The sequence below is a fragment of the Mycobacterium sp. genome (genome assembly GCF_036490025.1).
GTDB lineage: Bacteria > Actinomycetota > Actinomycetes > Mycobacteriales > Mycobacteriaceae > Mycobacterium.
In genome coordinates, this window is the sequence record NZ_DASXEP010000028.1 from 82,732 (window position 1) to 97,464 (window position 14,733).

16 protein-coding genes, 1 tRNA gene and 1 pseudogene are annotated in these 14,733 nt (G+C 67.8%); 12 read left to right on the forward strand and 6 right to left on the reverse strand.

Annotation, left to right across the window (positions count from 1 at the left end; all coding sequences use genetic code 11):
• The first annotated feature begins 34 nt into the window (after positions 1–34).
• Complete coding sequence (locus VGG53_RS03475; RefSeq protein WP_331516589.1) at positions 35–349, forward strand: hypothetical protein; 315 nt, start codon at positions 35–37, stop codon at positions 347–349.
• On the opposite strand, the pseudogene VGG53_RS03480 reads toward VGG53_RS03475, so the two are convergent.
• Both VGG53_RS03480 and VGG53_RS03485 read right to left on the reverse strand, forming a co-directional pair.
• Positions 346–1,047, reverse strand: a pseudogene (locus VGG53_RS03480) (phosphoribosyltransferase); the annotation flags it as partial. The gene VGG53_RS03475 and the pseudogene VGG53_RS03480 overlap by 4 nt on opposite strands.
• Positions 1,048–1,176: 129 nt before the next feature.
• A tRNA-Leu gene (locus tag VGG53_RS03485) sits at positions 1,177–1,262 on the reverse strand.
• A 115-nt stretch (positions 1,263–1,377) separates the two neighbouring features.
• Between VGG53_RS03485 and VGG53_RS03490 the strand changes: the two genes are divergently transcribed.
• The gene (locus VGG53_RS03490) at positions 1,378–2,715 is read left to right on the forward strand and encodes a M20/M25/M40 family metallo-hydrolase (protein ID WP_414688874.1); all 1,338 of its coding nucleotides are present in this window, start codon (positions 1,378–1,380) and stop codon (positions 2,713–2,715) included.
• A gap of 24 nt (positions 2,716–2,739) precedes the next feature.
• Complete coding sequence (locus tag VGG53_RS03495) at positions 2,740–3,270, forward strand: YbhB/YbcL family Raf kinase inhibitor-like protein (protein WP_331516590.1); 531 nt, start codon at positions 2,740–2,742, stop codon at positions 3,268–3,270.
• A 5-nt stretch (positions 3,271–3,275) separates the two neighbouring features.
• On the opposite strand, the gene VGG53_RS03500 is transcribed toward VGG53_RS03495, so the two are convergent.
• Genes VGG53_RS03500 through VGG53_RS03510 form a run of 3 tightly spaced genes read right to left on the reverse strand, consistent with a single transcriptional unit; the run spans position 3,276 to position 5,679 of the window.
• Entirely contained in the window at positions 3,276–4,337 is a 1,062-nt protein-coding gene (locus tag VGG53_RS03500; protein WP_331516614.1) for a quinone-dependent dihydroorotate dehydrogenase, read from the reverse strand.
• 32 nt (positions 4,338–4,369) lie between these two features.
• Positions 4,370–4,633 carry a DUF5703 family protein gene (locus VGG53_RS03505; protein WP_331516591.1) on the reverse strand — a complete coding sequence of 88 codons (264 nt, stop codon included), beginning with the start codon at positions 4,631–4,633 and terminating at the stop codon, positions 4,370–4,372.
• Complete coding sequence (locus tag VGG53_RS03510; RefSeq protein ID WP_414688873.1) at positions 4,630–5,679, reverse strand: YncE family protein; 1,050 nt, start codon at positions 5,677–5,679, stop codon at positions 4,630–4,632. The genes VGG53_RS03505 and VGG53_RS03510 overlap by 4 nt, the downstream gene beginning before the upstream one ends.
• Positions 5,680–5,817: 138 nt before the next feature.
• On the opposite strand from VGG53_RS03510, the gene VGG53_RS03515 reads away from it, so the two are divergent.
• From VGG53_RS03515 to VGG53_RS03550, 8 genes are all read left to right on the forward strand, one after another.
• The gene (locus tag VGG53_RS03515) at positions 5,818–6,132 is read left to right on the forward strand and encodes a hypothetical protein (protein ID WP_331516592.1); all 315 of its coding nucleotides are present in this window, start codon (positions 5,818–5,820) and stop codon (positions 6,130–6,132) included.
• Positions 6,133–6,207: 75 nt separating this feature from the next.
• Positions 6,208–7,038 (forward strand): undecaprenyl-diphosphate phosphatase, encoded by an 831-nt coding sequence (locus VGG53_RS03520; protein WP_331516616.1) that lies wholly within the window; start codon positions 6,208–6,210, stop codon positions 7,036–7,038.
• Between the two features lie 49 nt (positions 7,039–7,087).
• Positions 7,088–7,780: a histidine phosphatase family protein gene (locus VGG53_RS03525; RefSeq protein ID WP_331516593.1), complete on the forward strand. Its 693-nt coding sequence runs from the start codon at positions 7,088–7,090 to the stop codon at positions 7,778–7,780.
• A gap of 56 nt (positions 7,781–7,836) precedes the next feature.
• Entirely contained in the window at positions 7,837–8,424 is a 588-nt protein-coding gene (locus VGG53_RS03530; protein ID WP_331516594.1) for a DUF3090 domain-containing protein, read from the forward strand.
• Entirely contained in the window at positions 8,408–9,223 is an 816-nt protein-coding gene (locus VGG53_RS03535; RefSeq protein WP_331516595.1) for an SCO1664 family protein, read from the forward strand. The genes VGG53_RS03530 and VGG53_RS03535 overlap by 17 nt, the downstream gene beginning before the upstream one ends.
• A 42-nt stretch (positions 9,224–9,265) precedes the next feature.
• Positions 9,266–10,036, forward strand: coding sequence for a 3'(2'),5'-bisphosphate nucleotidase CysQ (locus VGG53_RS03540; RefSeq protein ID WP_331516596.1), 771 nt, complete (start codon positions 9,266–9,268; stop codon positions 10,034–10,036).
• Between the two features lie 21 nt (positions 10,037–10,057).
• On the forward strand, positions 10,058–11,323 hold the full coding sequence (gene mshC / locus VGG53_RS03545) for a cysteine--1-D-myo-inosityl 2-amino-2-deoxy-alpha-D-glucopyranoside ligase (RefSeq protein WP_331516597.1): 1,266 nt from the start codon (positions 10,058–10,060) through the stop codon (positions 11,321–11,323).
• A gap of 16 nt (positions 11,324–11,339) precedes the next feature.
• Positions 11,340–12,221, forward strand: coding sequence for an SDR family oxidoreductase (locus VGG53_RS03550; RefSeq protein ID WP_331516598.1), 882 nt, complete (start codon positions 11,340–11,342; stop codon positions 12,219–12,221).
• Between the two features lie 52 nt (positions 12,222–12,273).
• On the opposite strand, the gene VGG53_RS03555 is transcribed toward VGG53_RS03550, so the two are convergent.
• Entirely contained in the window at positions 12,274–13,152 is an 879-nt protein-coding gene (locus tag VGG53_RS03555) for a PAC2 family protein (protein ID WP_331516599.1), read from the reverse strand.
• Positions 13,153–13,392: 240 nt separating this feature from the next.
• On the opposite strand from VGG53_RS03555, the gene VGG53_RS03560 reads away from it, so the two are divergent.
• The coding region (locus tag VGG53_RS03560) for a homocysteine S-methyltransferase family protein (RefSeq protein WP_331516600.1) at positions 13,393–14,733 on the forward strand (1,341 nt) is incomplete at its 3' end.

The window sequence follows — 14,733 nt, forward strand, 5'->3', positions numbered from 1 at the left end:
CCGTATCGCCCCGTCGCCTGGAGGTTGTTGCCCGATGCTGATTGTCGCGCTGGTGTTAGCGGTGATCGGCCTTGCCGCGCTCGTTTTCGCGGTGATCACCAGCAATGAGTTGGTTGCGTGGGTGTGCATCGGCGCCAGTGTGCTGGGCGTGGTGCTGTTGATTGTCGACGCGCTGCAGGAGCGGCAGCGACGCGAGGCCGGTCCGGCAACCCACGACGCTGGTTCTGCGGAGCACCCGGAGTCACCCGATGACCAGGTTGCCGACTACCCGGCGGACGTGCCCGACGAGGACGACGACGCGTCCCCGCGCGCGGACACCGGCAGCGCCGACGACCACAAAAACTCCTAAGAACCAGGTCGGGTCGCCAGCAACTCGCGTACCTCGTCATCGCTGACCTGATGGAAGTCGACGAAAACCTGCCCTACTGCCTCGAAGTCGTCCGGCATGGCCGCACACACCACGGCGTCTGCCTCCTGGGCCAGTAACTGGCACACCGACGGCGGTCCCACCGGGACCGCGACGACGATCGAGTCTGGGCCGGCGTCCCGCAGTGCGCGCACCGCCGCCAGAATGCTCGCGCCGGTGGCGATCCCGTCGTCAACGACAATGACGGTCCTGCCGCGCGGGTCGGCGACCGGCCGGCCGCCCCGGTAAATGTGCTCGCGGCGGTTGAGTTCGACGGTTTCGCGGTCGACCACAGTGCGCACCTGATCATCGGTGATATGCAGGCTCGACACCACGTTGTCGTTCATCACCACGCCGCCGCCGCTGGCCAGTGCGCCCATCGCCAGCTCGGGCCATTGGGGCACGCCCAGCTTGCGGACCAGGAAGACATCCAGCTCTGCGCCCAGCGCGGCGGCGACTTCCCAACCGACCGGTACGCCGCCGCGGGCCAGCCCGAGGACCAGCAGCCCGGCTTTACCGCGGTACGACGCCAGTTCGTCAGCCAGTACGCGACCGGCTTCCCGGCGGTCGCTGAAGGTGCGTCGCGGTGGCCGCCGCAGAAAGCCGCTGGGTCGGTCCATGGGTCGTGCTCGCCATTGCCTGTCGTAGGTGCTGGATCGCAGCTTACGGTCGGTGTCGTCGCGCCGAGCCCACTTGCGATCCTCAGGCAGGCTTCCCGCCCCGACGCCCGCGGAAACCGCGAAGTATGGGACGCAGCTTGCTCATTTGGGTGTCCGAGGGGGGACTTGAACCCCCACGCCCATTAGTAGGGCACTAGCACCTCAAGCTAGCGCGTCTGCCATTCCGCCACTCGGACTCAAGACCAGTCAATTGGCAGCTAAGGCTATCGGATGGGCCTGCCCGCACCCAAACCTGCCCGGCGACAAGCGCGCCGCGCCACGGTTTCGGCGCCGGTGGTAGGAAAGGTGATTGTGACGGTCCCTGCCGAGACTCCCATCGACGACGTCGTCGACGTCGTCAGCAGGCTGATCCGATTCGATACCACCAACACCGGCGAGCTCGAAACCACCAAGGGCGAGGCCGAATGCGCCCAATGGGTTGCCGCTCAGCTCGAGGACGTCGGCTATCAAGTCGAATACCTGGAGTCCGGCGCGCCCGGGCGGGGCAACGTGTTCGCCCGCTTGAAAGGCGCGGACAGTTCGCGCGGGGCGCTGCTGATCCATGGGCACCTCGACGTGGTGCCCGCCGAGCCGGCCGAGTGGAGCGTGCATCCTTTCTCCGGCGCGATCGAGGACGGCTATCTCTGGGGCCGCGGCGCGGTCGACATGAAGGACATGGTCGGCATGATGATCGTCTTGGCCCGGCAATTCCGGCGGGCCGGCATCGTCCCGCCGCGCGATCTGGTGTTCGCCTTCGTCGCCGATGAGGAGAACGGCGGCAAGTACGGGTCGCAGTGGCTGGTAGACAATCGGCCGGACCTGTTCGAGGGCATCACCGAGGCGGTCGGCGAGGTCGGCGGGTTCTCGCTGACGGTGCCGCGCCGCGACGGTGGTGAGCGGCGGCTCTATCTGATCGAGACCGCGGAGAAGAGCATGCACTGGCTGCGGTTGACCGCCCGCGGTCGACCGGGGCACGGCTCGATGGTCCATGACCACAACGCGGTCACCGCGCTCGCCGAGGCGGTGGCGCGGCTGGGCCGCCACCGCTTCCCGTTGGTGCCGACCGACAGCGTCGTGCAGTTCCTGACAGCCGTCGGCGAAGAAACCGGGTTCACTTTCGACACTGATTCGCCCGACTTGGACGGGGCCGTCGAGAAACTCGGGCCGATCGCCCGCATCGTGAAGGCCACGTTGCGCGATACCGCCAATCCCACGATGCTCAAGGCCGGTTACAAAACCAACGTGGTGCCGGCGACTGCGGAAGCGGTCGTGGACTGCCGGGTGCTTCCCGGCCGTCTGACGGCGTTCGAAGCCGAGGTCGACGAGCTGATCGGCCCCGACGTCACGCGTGAATGGATCACCACCCTGCCGTCGTATGAGACGACGTTCGACGGTGCCCTGGTCGACGCCATGAACGCGGCGCTGCTTGCCGTCGACCCTGACGCTCGGACGGTGCCGTACATGCTTTCCGGTGGTACCGATGCAAAAGCATTCGCGCGGTTGGGGATTCGCTGCTTCGGCTTCTCGCCGCTGCGGCTGCCGCCGGATTTGGATTTCGCGTCGTTGTTCCACGGCATCGATGAACGGGTACCCGTGGATGCGCTGCGGTTCGGCACCGAGGTGCTGACCCACTTCTTGACGCACTGCTAGCCGACAACACGAGAGGGATCGATCATGACCACACCGCCCGACCCGTACGCCGCGCTGCCCACGCTGCCGTCGTTTCATCTGGAGTCGACGTCGATTGCCGACGGCCAACCGCTGGCGACGGCGCAAGTCAGCGGCATCATGGGCGCCGGTGGTGAGGACGTCAGCCCGCAACTGTCGTGGTCGGGATTCCCCGACGGGACACGCAGTTTCGCGGTGACCGTCTACGACCCGGATGCGCCGACGGCGTCCGGCTTCTGGCACTGGGCGGTGGCCAACCTGCCCGCGTCGGTCACCGAGTTGCCCGCCGGCGCCGGCGACGGCAGCAATCTGCCGGGCGACGCCGTGACTCTCGTCAACGACGCCGGCGCGCGTCGTTACATCGGGGCGGCGCCGCCGCCGGGCCACGGGCCGCACCGCTACTACGTCGCCGTGCATGCCGTCGACGTCGACAAGCTCGACCTGGCCGAGGATGCCAGCCCGGCATTCTTGGGCTTCAACCTCTTTCAGCACGCGATCGCGCGAGCGGTGATCCAGGCAACCTACGAGCAGAAGTAAATCGGCTAGCGGGACGCCGAACCGACCGCCTCGCTCAACGAGCTGAACCCGCCGTCGTGCAGGCGGGCGGCGAGGCCGTCGTGAATGTGCTTGGCCCACAAGCCTCCGCCGTAGATGAACCCGGTGTAGCCCTGCAGTAGCGAGGCTCCCGCGGTTATCCGTTCCCAGGCGTCGTCGACGGTCTCGATGCCACCGACGCTGATCAGCGCCAGCCGGTCACCGACCCGACCGTAGAGCCGCCGCAGCACCTCGCCGGCCCGACGCGTCAGCGGTCGCCCCGAGATGCCGCCGCTGCCGAGTCGCTCGACGCCGGGTGTGCGCAGCCCTGCGCGCGACACCGTGGTGTTGGTGGCGACGATGCCGGCCAGTCCGAGTTCGACTGCCAGGTCGGCGATGCCGTCGATGTCGGAGTCGGCCAGGTCGGGTGCGATCTTGACCAACACCGGTGTCGAGGTCTCGGCCAGAACGGCGGACAGGATGGCTCGCAGCGGCTCGACCGTCTGCAGATCTCGGAGCCCGGGGGTGTTCGGCGAGCTGACGTTGACCACCAGGTATGCGGCTTGCGGCCCGACCAGTCGGGCACTGGCGCGATAGTCGTCGGCGACGTCCTCGGGTGCGGTGGTTTTGGTTTTGCCGATGTTGACCCCGATCGGTACGTCGGGACGGTGCCGGGCCAGCCTGGCGGCCAGCGCGGCCGCGCCGTGGTTGTTGAAACCCATCCGGTTGAGCAGGGCGCGGTCGGCGGGCAGCCGGAAAAGTCGCGGCGCCGGGTTGCCCGGCTGGGCGTGGGCGGTGACGGTACCGACCTCGGCGTAGCCGAAACCCATTGCGCCCCAAGCGTTCAGCCCGGCGCCGTCCTTGTCGAACCCGGCGGCCAGGCCCAGCGGCCCGGGGAAGTGCACGCCGAATACCGTGCTGGCCAGCGCCGGGTCGATCGGCGCGAGCCGACGGCTCAGTTGCCGCCGGACCGGTGCGGCGGCCGTGGCGCCGCGCAACCCGGCGAACACCAGGCCGTGGATGCGTTCGGCGGGCACCAGGAACAGCAACCGGCGCAACGCGGCGTACATCGCGGGATTCTCGTCAAGCGGCCGGCGCACCGTCACAGGTCCAGCGGATCGGGCCGCGTGCTGTCCGCACGGTCTGCACGAGACTTCTTGCGGCGCAGCAACACTCGCCTGCTTCCGTCGGTGTAGAGACGTACCCGGGTCAACTCCCAGCCGCGGTACTCCGCTTCGATGGACAGTCGAGTCGAGGCGCTGAGCCGCGTCACGTCGGGCGGAAGACGCAACGGCGCCCACTCGTACTCGTCGGACAACTCGGTGTCCCAGCCCGTCGGCAACCTGCCGTGCCGCGCCGCCGTCAACGCGGGCCCGTCGCCGCGTGTTCGATGACCTGAACCCCTCCGCCGGCGCCGGAAACCACATACAAGGTGCCCGCAGCATCATCGAACGCCAGCGTGTTGGGTTGCCGCACCGTTGGGTACCGTGCCTTTTCCAGTGGTATTCCGGTCGATAGATCGTAACCAATGACGATATTCGCCGCCGTCTGCGAAACCCAGGCCAACCCCCGCGATCCGACTACGCCGTACGGCGAATCTGCGACCGGGTACGCCTGACGCAGAATGAGCGGGTCCACTCCGAAAGCCAACAGTTGACCGCCCCGGGTGTCGGCGACCAACAATCGGCCCGCCGGATCGGCCATCATCGTGGTCGCGCCCTGACCTGCGCGCAGCGACTGCCCGACCTTGCCGTCGGCGCCCACTGTGGTGACCGAGGTCCGTCCGCGGTCCAACACGGCGACGGTATTGCCTTGTGCGGCAAGCGAATCGATGTGGGTATGGACTCTTATCCGGTTATCGTCGAGTGCGCCGGGCGACAGGGTGTACAGCGTGCCGTCGGCGGTGCCGAGCACCACCGTGCCGTCGGAGCGGCGGGTGATCGCGGTGAAGTCCACGTTTTCTGCGTCGCGGACACCGACCCGCATCACGGTCCCGGCCGACAGATCGACCACGAAGTAGCCGCCGCGGGTGGACAGATAGGCGGTGCCGCCGTTGTCGCCGGCCAGCCCGGACACCGGCGCGGACAACGCAATATCGCGCTGAGATGTTTGCTGGGCCCCCAACAGTGTGACGCTCGCGGGCGCCGCGGAGGCGGGCCCGGGTGCGACGATCACCAGTTGCGCGGTGCGGCCGTCGAAGATCGCTGTTTGCGTTCGACCGCCCAGCGGATGAACGACGCCGGCCGGATCCTGGGATAACGGCGGGGATTGCGCCGGCTGCGCCGGCGCGATGCTGAGCGAGGTTTCGTCGAGGGTTTTACCCGAACATCCGGCCGCAAGGAGCAGCGAAAGCAGCAGGCCAGTGGCCTGTAGACCAGTCTGGCTCCGACCGTGTTTGCGGTGTGCGGGCACAGGGTAACTCTCAGGTGATCGGAGGGTTAGACGGTATAGAGGGATGGTCGGATTGAGGTTCGATCCTAAAGAATATTGTCAGGTATCGCTCGGGTCGGTCGGGGTTGCCCGAGACAGACGGCGAGGTATGGTCGCGCTATGAGCGTTGCCGAAAACGGCCAATTCTCAGACCGAGAGTTTGCTATCGAGGATATGTGGCTAGGTGTCTTCTGCACCAAGGTCTTGGCCAGCGGATTCGGGCAAGTAGGCGACGGCCGAAGTTTCGCGTTCCGCATCGAAGGCCAGAAGCTGCTGGTGGAGGTGTACCGGCCCCGGCTCAGTGGGCCCGTTCCGCAGCCCGAAGACGTCGTTGCCACCGTCCGGCGCAACGTCGTCGACGTCGACATCACCGACGAGCGCAGCCTGGGTGCGGCCGTGCGCGACGCGGTTGCCCTCGCCGAAGCTTCCAGATAGATCCCGCCGCGGGGCTGTTTGGCGTAGCCGCCGCGCACACCCGGTACGGTCGTCGTCGTGAATGCGGTGCCGGCGATGTCGTGGTGGCAGGTCGGCGTATTGGCCGTCGTGCAGGGGCTGACCGAATTCCTGCCGGTTTCCTCGTCGGGCCACCTGGCGATCGTGTCCCGCGTCTTCTTCGCCGCGGACGCCGGCGCGTCGTTTACTGCCGTAACGCAATTGGGCACCGAGGTGGCCGTGCTGGTCTACTTCGCCCGCGACATCGTTCGGATCGTCACAGCCTGGTTCAGCGGCCTTCGTGCCGCCACGCATCGCACCGCCGATTACCGGCTGGGTTGGTACGTGATCATCGGCACCATCCCGATCTGCGTGCTCGGCCTGTTCTTCAAGGACGAGATCCGCTCGGGCGCACGCAATCTCTGGGTGATTGCGACGGCTTTGGTGGTGTTTTCGGCGGTGATCGCCCTGGCCGAGCGCATCGGGCGGCAAAATCGCCGCGTCGAGCAACTGACCTGGTGCGACGCCGTTGTCGTCGGCCTCGCTCAGACGCTGGCACTGGTACCCGGGGTCTCCCGATCGGGTGCCACCATCAGCGCCGGCCTCTTCCTCGGTCTCGAGCGTGAGCTGGCCGCCCGGTTCGGGTTCCTGCTGGCCATTCCGGCCGTTTTCGCCTCGGGGCTGTTCTCGCTGCCGGACGCCTTCCATCCGGTGCGGGAGGGGATGAGCGCGACCGGCCCGCAACTGCTGGTGGCCACCGTGATCGCGTTTGTCGTCGGCCTGGCCGCGGTCGCGTGGTTGCTGCGGTTTCTGGTGCGCCACAGCATGTATTGGTTCGTCGGCTATCGGGTGGCGGCCGGCACGGCCGTGCTGATCCTGTTGGCAACCGGGGCGGTGAGCGCGGCATGACCCGCGCCGGCGACGATGCAGAGCGCAGCGATGCTGAGGAGCGGCGCATATGACCCTGATCCTGCTGCGGCACGGCCGGTCCACTTCGAACACCGCGCACGTGTTGGCCGGGCGCTCCGAGGGCGTCGAGCTGGACGAAAAGGGCCGCCGGCAAGCCGCGGAGCTGGTCGACCGGATCGGCGATCTGCCGATCCGTGCGGTGGTGTGCTCACCTTTGCTGCGATGCCGAAGCACGGTCGAGCCGCTCGCTGCGGCATTGGGTGTCGAACCGCTCGTCGATGACCGAATCGCCGAGGTCGACTACGGCGACTGGACCGGGCGCTCCCTGAGCGATCTGGTCAAGGAGCCGCTGTGGGCGGTCGTTCAGGCCCATCCCAGCGCGGCGGTATTCCCCGGCGGCGAGGGCTTGGCCGAGGTGCAGACCCGCGCCGTCGCCGCGGTCCGAGAGCACGACGCGCGGCTGTCCGGGCAACACGGCGGCGACGTGCTGTGGCTGGCTTGCACTCACGGCGACGTCATCAAGGCGGTCGTCGCCGACGCGCTCGGTTTGCATCTGGACGGCTTCCAACGTGTCTCCGCCGACCCGGCATCGCTCAGTGTGATCCGTTACACGAAGCTTCGCCCGTTCGTGCTGCACGTCAACCACACCGGCGGGCGGCTGACGTCAGCATTGACGGCTGCTCCGGCGCCCGAGGCGGGCACCCCGGCCGGCGACGCGGTCGTCGGCGGCTCAACCGAGTGAGTTGTGGTGCGCGCGATTTACGACTCAGCTGCATCTGCCGGTATTTTGGAATTGCCATGTCTCGTGCGATCCACGTATTCCGCTCACCCGACCGATTCGTCGCCGGGACCGTTGGCCAGCCCGGAAATCGCACCTTTTATCTGCAAGCCGTGCACGACGCCCGGGTCGTGTCGGTGGTGCTGGAGAAGCAGCAAGTGGCGGTGCTCGCCGAGCGGATCGGCGCCCTGCTGGTCGAGGTCAATCGGCGGTTCGGGACGCCGGTTCCACCGGAGACCGACGAGGTTGAAGACCTCAGCCCGTTGGTCACACCGGTCGACGCGGAATTTCGGGTCGGGACCATGGGTCTGGGCTGGGATTCCGAGGCGCAAACCGTGGTCGTCGAATTGCTGGCCGTCAGCGAAACCGAGTTCGACGCTTCGGTGGTGCTCGACGACACCGACGAGGGTCCCGATGCCGTGCGGGTGTTTCTGACGCCGGAGTCGGCGCGCGAGTTCGCCAGCCGGTCCAATGCCGTCATCTCCGCGGGCCGCCCGCCGTGCCCGTTGTGCGACGAACCGCTGGACTCCGAGGGACACATCTGTGCGCGGACGAACGGCTACCGGCGCAGCGCGCTGCTCGGGCCGGACGATGACGCAGAGGCCTGACGATCGCGAGGTCTTGCGCACCGGAGAGCTGACGGTCCTGGGACGCATTCGCTCCGCGAGCAATGCCACCTTTCTGTGCGAATCGACGCTGGACGATCACACCGTGCACTGCGTGTACAAGCCGGTGGCCGGCGAACAGCCGCTGTGGGACTTTCCCGACGGCACGCTGGCCGGTCGCGAAATCGGCGCGTATCTGGTCTCGGCGCACTTGGGCTGGAACATTGTGCCCTACACCATCATTCGCCACGGGCCCGCCGGTCCGGGGATGTTACAGCTGTGGGTAGACCAGCCCGGCGACACGCCTGATTCAGACCCCGGGCCGGGGCTGGATCTGGTCGACCTGGTTCCCGCCGACCGCTGCCCGCGCGGGTATCTACCGGTGTTGCGCGCGTATGACTATGCCGGCGATCCGGTCTCGCTTGTGCACGCCGACGACGTTCGACTCTGGCGGATGGCGGTTTTCGACGTGCTGATCAACAACGCCGATCGCAAGGGCGGCCACGTGCTGCGCGGCCTCGACGGCGATGTCTACGGCGTCGATCACGGGGTTTGCCTGCACGTGCAGGACAAGCTGCGCACGGTGCTGTGGGGATGGGCCGGCAAGGCGGTCGATGACAAGACGTTGGAGAAGGTGGCCTGCCTGGTCGACGCGCTGGCCGATTCGCTCGGGGAAGCGCTGGCCGACCACATCACCAGTGCCGAGATCGCCGCGCTGCGCCTGCGGGCCCGCGCCCTGCTGAACAATCCGGTGATGCCGGGCCCGGACCGGCATCGCCCAATTCCCTGGCCCGCGTTCTGAGGCGTGGCATGGCAGGCTGCAGCCGTCGGTGATACTGGACCGGTGAATCCCCAGCCCCTCAGCGACGCCGCGCTGGCCGCCGACCTTGCCGAAGAGGCAGGAAAGCTGTTGCTGGCGGTGCGCGATCGGGTGGGTTTCGACCACCCGTGGCTGCTCGGCGACGAGGGCGACAGCCAGGCCAATGCGTTGTTGCTCAGGCGACTGCAGGCCGAGCGCCCGGGCGACGCGGTGCTCAGCGAAGAGGCCTACGACGACTTGAACCGATTGCGGGCCGACCGGGTGTGGATCGTCGACCCGCTGGACGGAACACGCGAATTCTCTTGGGAGGGAAGAGAAGACTGGGCGGTGCATGTGGCGCTGTGGCAGCGCCACGGTGGTCCCAACGGGGCGATCACCGACGCGGCCGTCGCCTTGCCGGCGATGGGGCAGTTGCATCGCAGCGACACCGTCAGCGCGCCCACCACAGCACATTCCGGGCCGATCCGGATCACGGCAAGCTCCAATCGGCCGCCCGCCGTGCTGTATCACCTGGCTCGCCGGCTCGACGTGGAATTCGTCCGGATCGGCTCGGCCGGAGCCAAAGCGATGTCGGTGATTCGCGGCGACGCCGACGCCTACATCCACGCGGGCGGGCAGTGGGAGTGGGACTCGGCCGCCCCGGCCGGCGTGATTTTGGCGGCCGGCATGCACGCCTCGCGGCTGGACGGCTCGGAGATGATCTACAACCGCCCCGACCCGTACCTGCCCGATTTCCTGATGTGCCGCACCGAACTCGCGGATCTGTTGCTGGGCGCGATCCGGGTGGCGAGCTAGCGAGGCTTTAAAGTCGACGGTATGCAGTCCTGGCCCTCGGCACCCTTACCAGCGCTGCCGGGACGCGGTCCGGAGCTGCGGCTCTACGACAGCTCCGATCGCCAGGTGCGCCCGGTGGCGGCCGGGCCGACCGCCACCATGTACGTCTGCGGAATCACCCCTTACGACTCCACCCACCTCGGCCACGCCGCCACCTATCTGGCGTTCGACCTCATCCACCGGGTGTGGTTGGACCTCGGACACGACGTGCACTACGTCCAGAACGTCACCGACGTCGACGATCCACTGTTCGAGCGGGCCAACCGCGACGGGGTGGACTGGCGCGACCTCGCGGCCCGCGAGGTCGCGCTGTATCGCGACGACATGGCCGCATTGCGGGTGCTGCCGCCGCGCGAGTACGTCGCGGCAACCGAGGCGGTGGCCGAGGTCATCGAGCTGGTGGAGAAGATGCTGGCCTCGGGGGCCGCTTACGTCGTCGGCCAGGACGGCCAGCAAGCCCCCTTCCCCGAGGTGTACTTCCGTGCCGACGCCACGCTGCAATTCGGCTACGAATCCGGCTACGACCGCGACACCATGCTGACGCTGTTCGCCGAACGTGGTGGCGACCCGGACCGGTCCGGCAAAACCGACCAGCTCGACGCGTTGCTGTGGCGCGCGGCGCGACCCGAAGAGCCGAGCTGGCCTTCGCCGTTCGGCCCGGGCCGGCCGGGTTGGCACGTCGAGTGTGCGGCGATCGCGCTCAGCCGCATCGGCAGCGGCCTGGACATCCAGGGCGGCGGCAGCGATCTGATCTTTCCGCACCACGAGTTCACCGCCGCGCACGCCGAATCTGTCACCGGTGAAAGACGTTTCGCCGGGCACTACGTGCACGCGGGAATGATCGGCTGGGACGGGCACAAAATGTCCAAGAGCCGCGGCAACTTGGTCCTGGTATCCGGGTTGCGTGCCGAGGGCGTCGAACCGGCAGCCATCCGGCTGGGGCTGCTGGCCGGGCACTATCGGGTCGATCGCAACTGGGGGCCCCAGGTGCTGGAGGACGCCAACACCCGGCTGCAACGGTGGCGGGCCGCGACCGCGCTTGCCGCCGGGCCGGACGCCGCCGACGTGATCGCCCAGGTGCGCCGCTATCTCGCCGACGACCTCGATACGCCCAAAGCGCTTGCCGCCCTGGATGGTTGGACTACCGATGCGCTGGAATACGGCGGTCACGACACCGACGCCCCGCGGCAGGTGACCGCGGCGGTGGATGCGCTGCTGGGAGTGGAACTGTCTTCACCGCGGCGATAAGAGGTAGGTTGCGGCCATGACGTCAGTTGACTCGCAAGTCGTATTCATCACCGGTGGCGGCCAGGGAATCGGTGCCGAGGTGGCCCGCCGATTGCACGCCAAGGGCGCCAAGCTGGTCCTCACCGATCTGGACGAGACGGCGCTGGCGGCCAGGGCCGCCGAGCTGGGCGGCCACGAGCACGTTCTGACCGTGGTTGCCGACGTCCGCGATCTCGCCGCCATGCAGGCCGCAGCCGACCAGGCCGTCGAGAAGTTCGGTGGCATCGACACCGTCGTCGCCAATGCCGGCATCGCCAGCTACGGCTCGGTCCTGAACGTCGACCCCGACGCGGTCAAGCGGTTGCTCGACGTCAACCTGCTGGGCGTTTTTCACACCGTGCGCGCCGCGTTGCCGTCGATCATCGAACGCCGCGGCTACGTGTTGGTCGTCTCCTCGCTGGCCGCGTTCACGGCGGCGCCGGGGATGGCGCCCTACGACATGTCCAAGGCCGGCAACGAGCATCTCGCGCACGCACTGCGGCTCGAGGTCGCCCACCTCGGCGTCGCCGTCGGGTCGGCGCACATGTCCTGGATCGACACCGCGCTGGTCCGCGACACCCAAAAAGACCTGCCCGTGTTCCGCGAGCAGTTGGCGAAGTTCCCGTGGCCGTTGAACAAGACCACCTCGGTGGACAAGTGCGCCGCGGCGTTCGTCGACGGCATCGAGCACCGCAAGAAGCGGGTGTACTGCCCGGGCTGGGTGAGTGTTTTCCGCTGGTTGAAGCCGTTCCTGTCGACCCGGTTCGGCGAGGGCCCGATCCTCAAGACCGCCGGCGGGCAGGTGGCCCAGATGGACGCCGAGGTGGCCGCGCTCGGCCGGTCCATCAGCGCCCACACCCAGCAGCTGGAGAAGTCCTAGGTTTGATGGCGGCGACCCGCTGCACTCGGCTGTGCCGAGTTTGCGATCGCCGCTAGCGCCCGAAGCCCGGCCGGCGGCGACGCAGATAGCGCTCGAATTCGGCGGCCAACGCGTCGCCGTCGATCTTGCCCAGCACCTCGGTCATGTCGACCTCGGCATCGCCGCGTTCCTCCAACGACTGCACGTACTCCGCGATCTCGTCGTCGTCGGTGGTCATCTCGGTGACCGCCTGCTCCCACTCCTCGGCCTGGGCCGGCAGGTCGGCCAGCGGCACCTCGATGTCGAGGACGTCCTCGACGCGGCGCAGCAGCGCGACGGTCGCTTTCGGATTCGGCGGCTGGGAGACGTAATGCGGCACTGCCGCCCAGAACGTGACAGCCGGTATGCCCGCTGCCACGCAGGCGTCCTGGAACACCCCGGCGATGCCGGTCGGGCCTTCGTAACGGGTTTCCTGCAGCCCGAACCGCTGCGCCGACTCGGCCGAGTAGGCCGCCCCGGAGACCGGCACCGGCCGGGTGTGCGGCGTGTCGGCCAGCAGCGCGCCCAGGATCACCACGGTGTCGACGTTGAGCTTGTCGGCGACGGCCAGCAGCTCGGCGCAGAATGTGCGCCACCGCATGTTCGGCTCCACGCCGTGCATCAGCACGATGTCGCGATCGGCACCGGGCGGGCGGCAGTGTGATATCCGCATCGACGGCCAGACCAGTTCCCGCGTGACGCCGTCGACCTGCCGGATCACCGGACGGTTCACCTGGTAGTCGTAGTACGCCTCGTCGTCGATCTCGACGATCGGATCGGCCTCCCAGATGGCGTCGAGGTGCTCGAGCGCATCGCTGGCGGCGTCACCGGCGTCATTCCAGCCCTCGAACGCAGCCACGACGATGGTGTTGTGCAGTTCGGGGAGCGAAGGGCTGACATCCGCGGAGGTCACGCAATCAGGGTACGGCCTGACCTAGGTCGCGGCGCGCACAGCAGCAGCGATTTTCCATAGACCGGCTATGCTTGTTCCGATGACTGCGCCCAACCGGGTCGGGTCGAGCTGGGCGTCCAGACGTCGGGTGACGACGTAGACTTTTCTGGTCGAGAGGCGTTGCAACGGTTCTCCGGTTCCTGCCGGTATCCGCCACGCTCGGCAGAGTTAAGGACGCCTTCCGCTACGGAAGGAGTGCACGTGAACGCCCCTGAGCCGAACACCTTTGCGCCGAACATCCGCCCCGACTGCACCGACGAACTGACGGCTGCTCTGCGCCGGCGGATCATGGTGATCGACGGCGCGATGGGCACGGCGATCCAGCGGGACCGCCCGGACGAGGCCGGCTACCGCGGCGACCGGTTCACGGAGTGGCCAACCGCTCTTCAGGGCAACAACGACCTACTCAACCTGACGCAGCCGCAGATCATCGAGGGGATCCACCGCGAATACCTCGAGGCGGGCGCCGACATCCTGGAGACCAACACGTTCAACTCGAACGCGGTTTCGCTGTCGGACTACGACATGCACGAGCTGGGCTACGAGCTGAACTACGCCGGTGCTGCCCTGGCGCGGGCGGTCTGCGACGAGTTCAGCACCCCGGAGAAGCCCCGCTACCTGGCCGGGGCCCTGGGGCCGACGACGCGGACCGCGTCGATCTCGCCGGACGTCAACGACCCCGGAGCGCGAAACGTCTCCTACGACCAGCTGGTCAGCGCCTACCTGGAAGCGGCCAACGGTCTGGTCGACGGCGGTGCCGACCTGCTCATCATCGAGACGATCTTCGATTCGCTGAACGCCAAGGCGGCGGTGTTCGCCATCGAGACGCTGTTCGAGGACCGCGGACGCCGCTGGCCGTTGATCATCTCGGGCACCATCACCGATGCTTCCGGCCGGACGTTGTCCGGCCAGGTCACCGAAGCGTTCTGGAATGCGATCAGGCACGCGAAGCCGATCGCGGTCGGCCTCAACTGCGCGCTCGGCGCGCCGGAGATGAGGCCTTATATCGCCGAGGTGGCGCGGATCGCGGACACCTTCGTATCCTGCTACCCAAATGCCGGGCTGCCCAACGCCTTCGGCGAGTACGACGAGTCCCCGGAGGCCCAGGCCGGCTACATCGCCGAGTTCGCCGAGGCCGGTTTGGTCAACCTGGTCGGTGGTTGCTGCGGAACGGCGCCGCCGCACATCGCCGAGATCGCCAAGGTCGTCGACGGCTTGAGACCGAGAGAAGTGCCGGAAATCCCGGTGGCCACCCGGCTCTCGGGCCTGGAGCCGCTCATCATCACCGACGACTCCCTGTTCGTGAACATCGGTGAGCGCACCAACATCACCGGCTCCGCGCGGTTCCGCAACCTGATCAAGGCCGAGGACTACGACAGCGCCCTGTCGGTCGCCCTGCAGCAGGTCGAGGTCGGTGCGCAGGTCATCGACATCAACATGGACGAGGGCATGATCGACGGCGTCGCCGCGATGGACCGGTTCACCAAGCTGATCGCGGCCGAGCCGGACATCAGCCGCGTCCCGGTGATGATCGACTCCTCC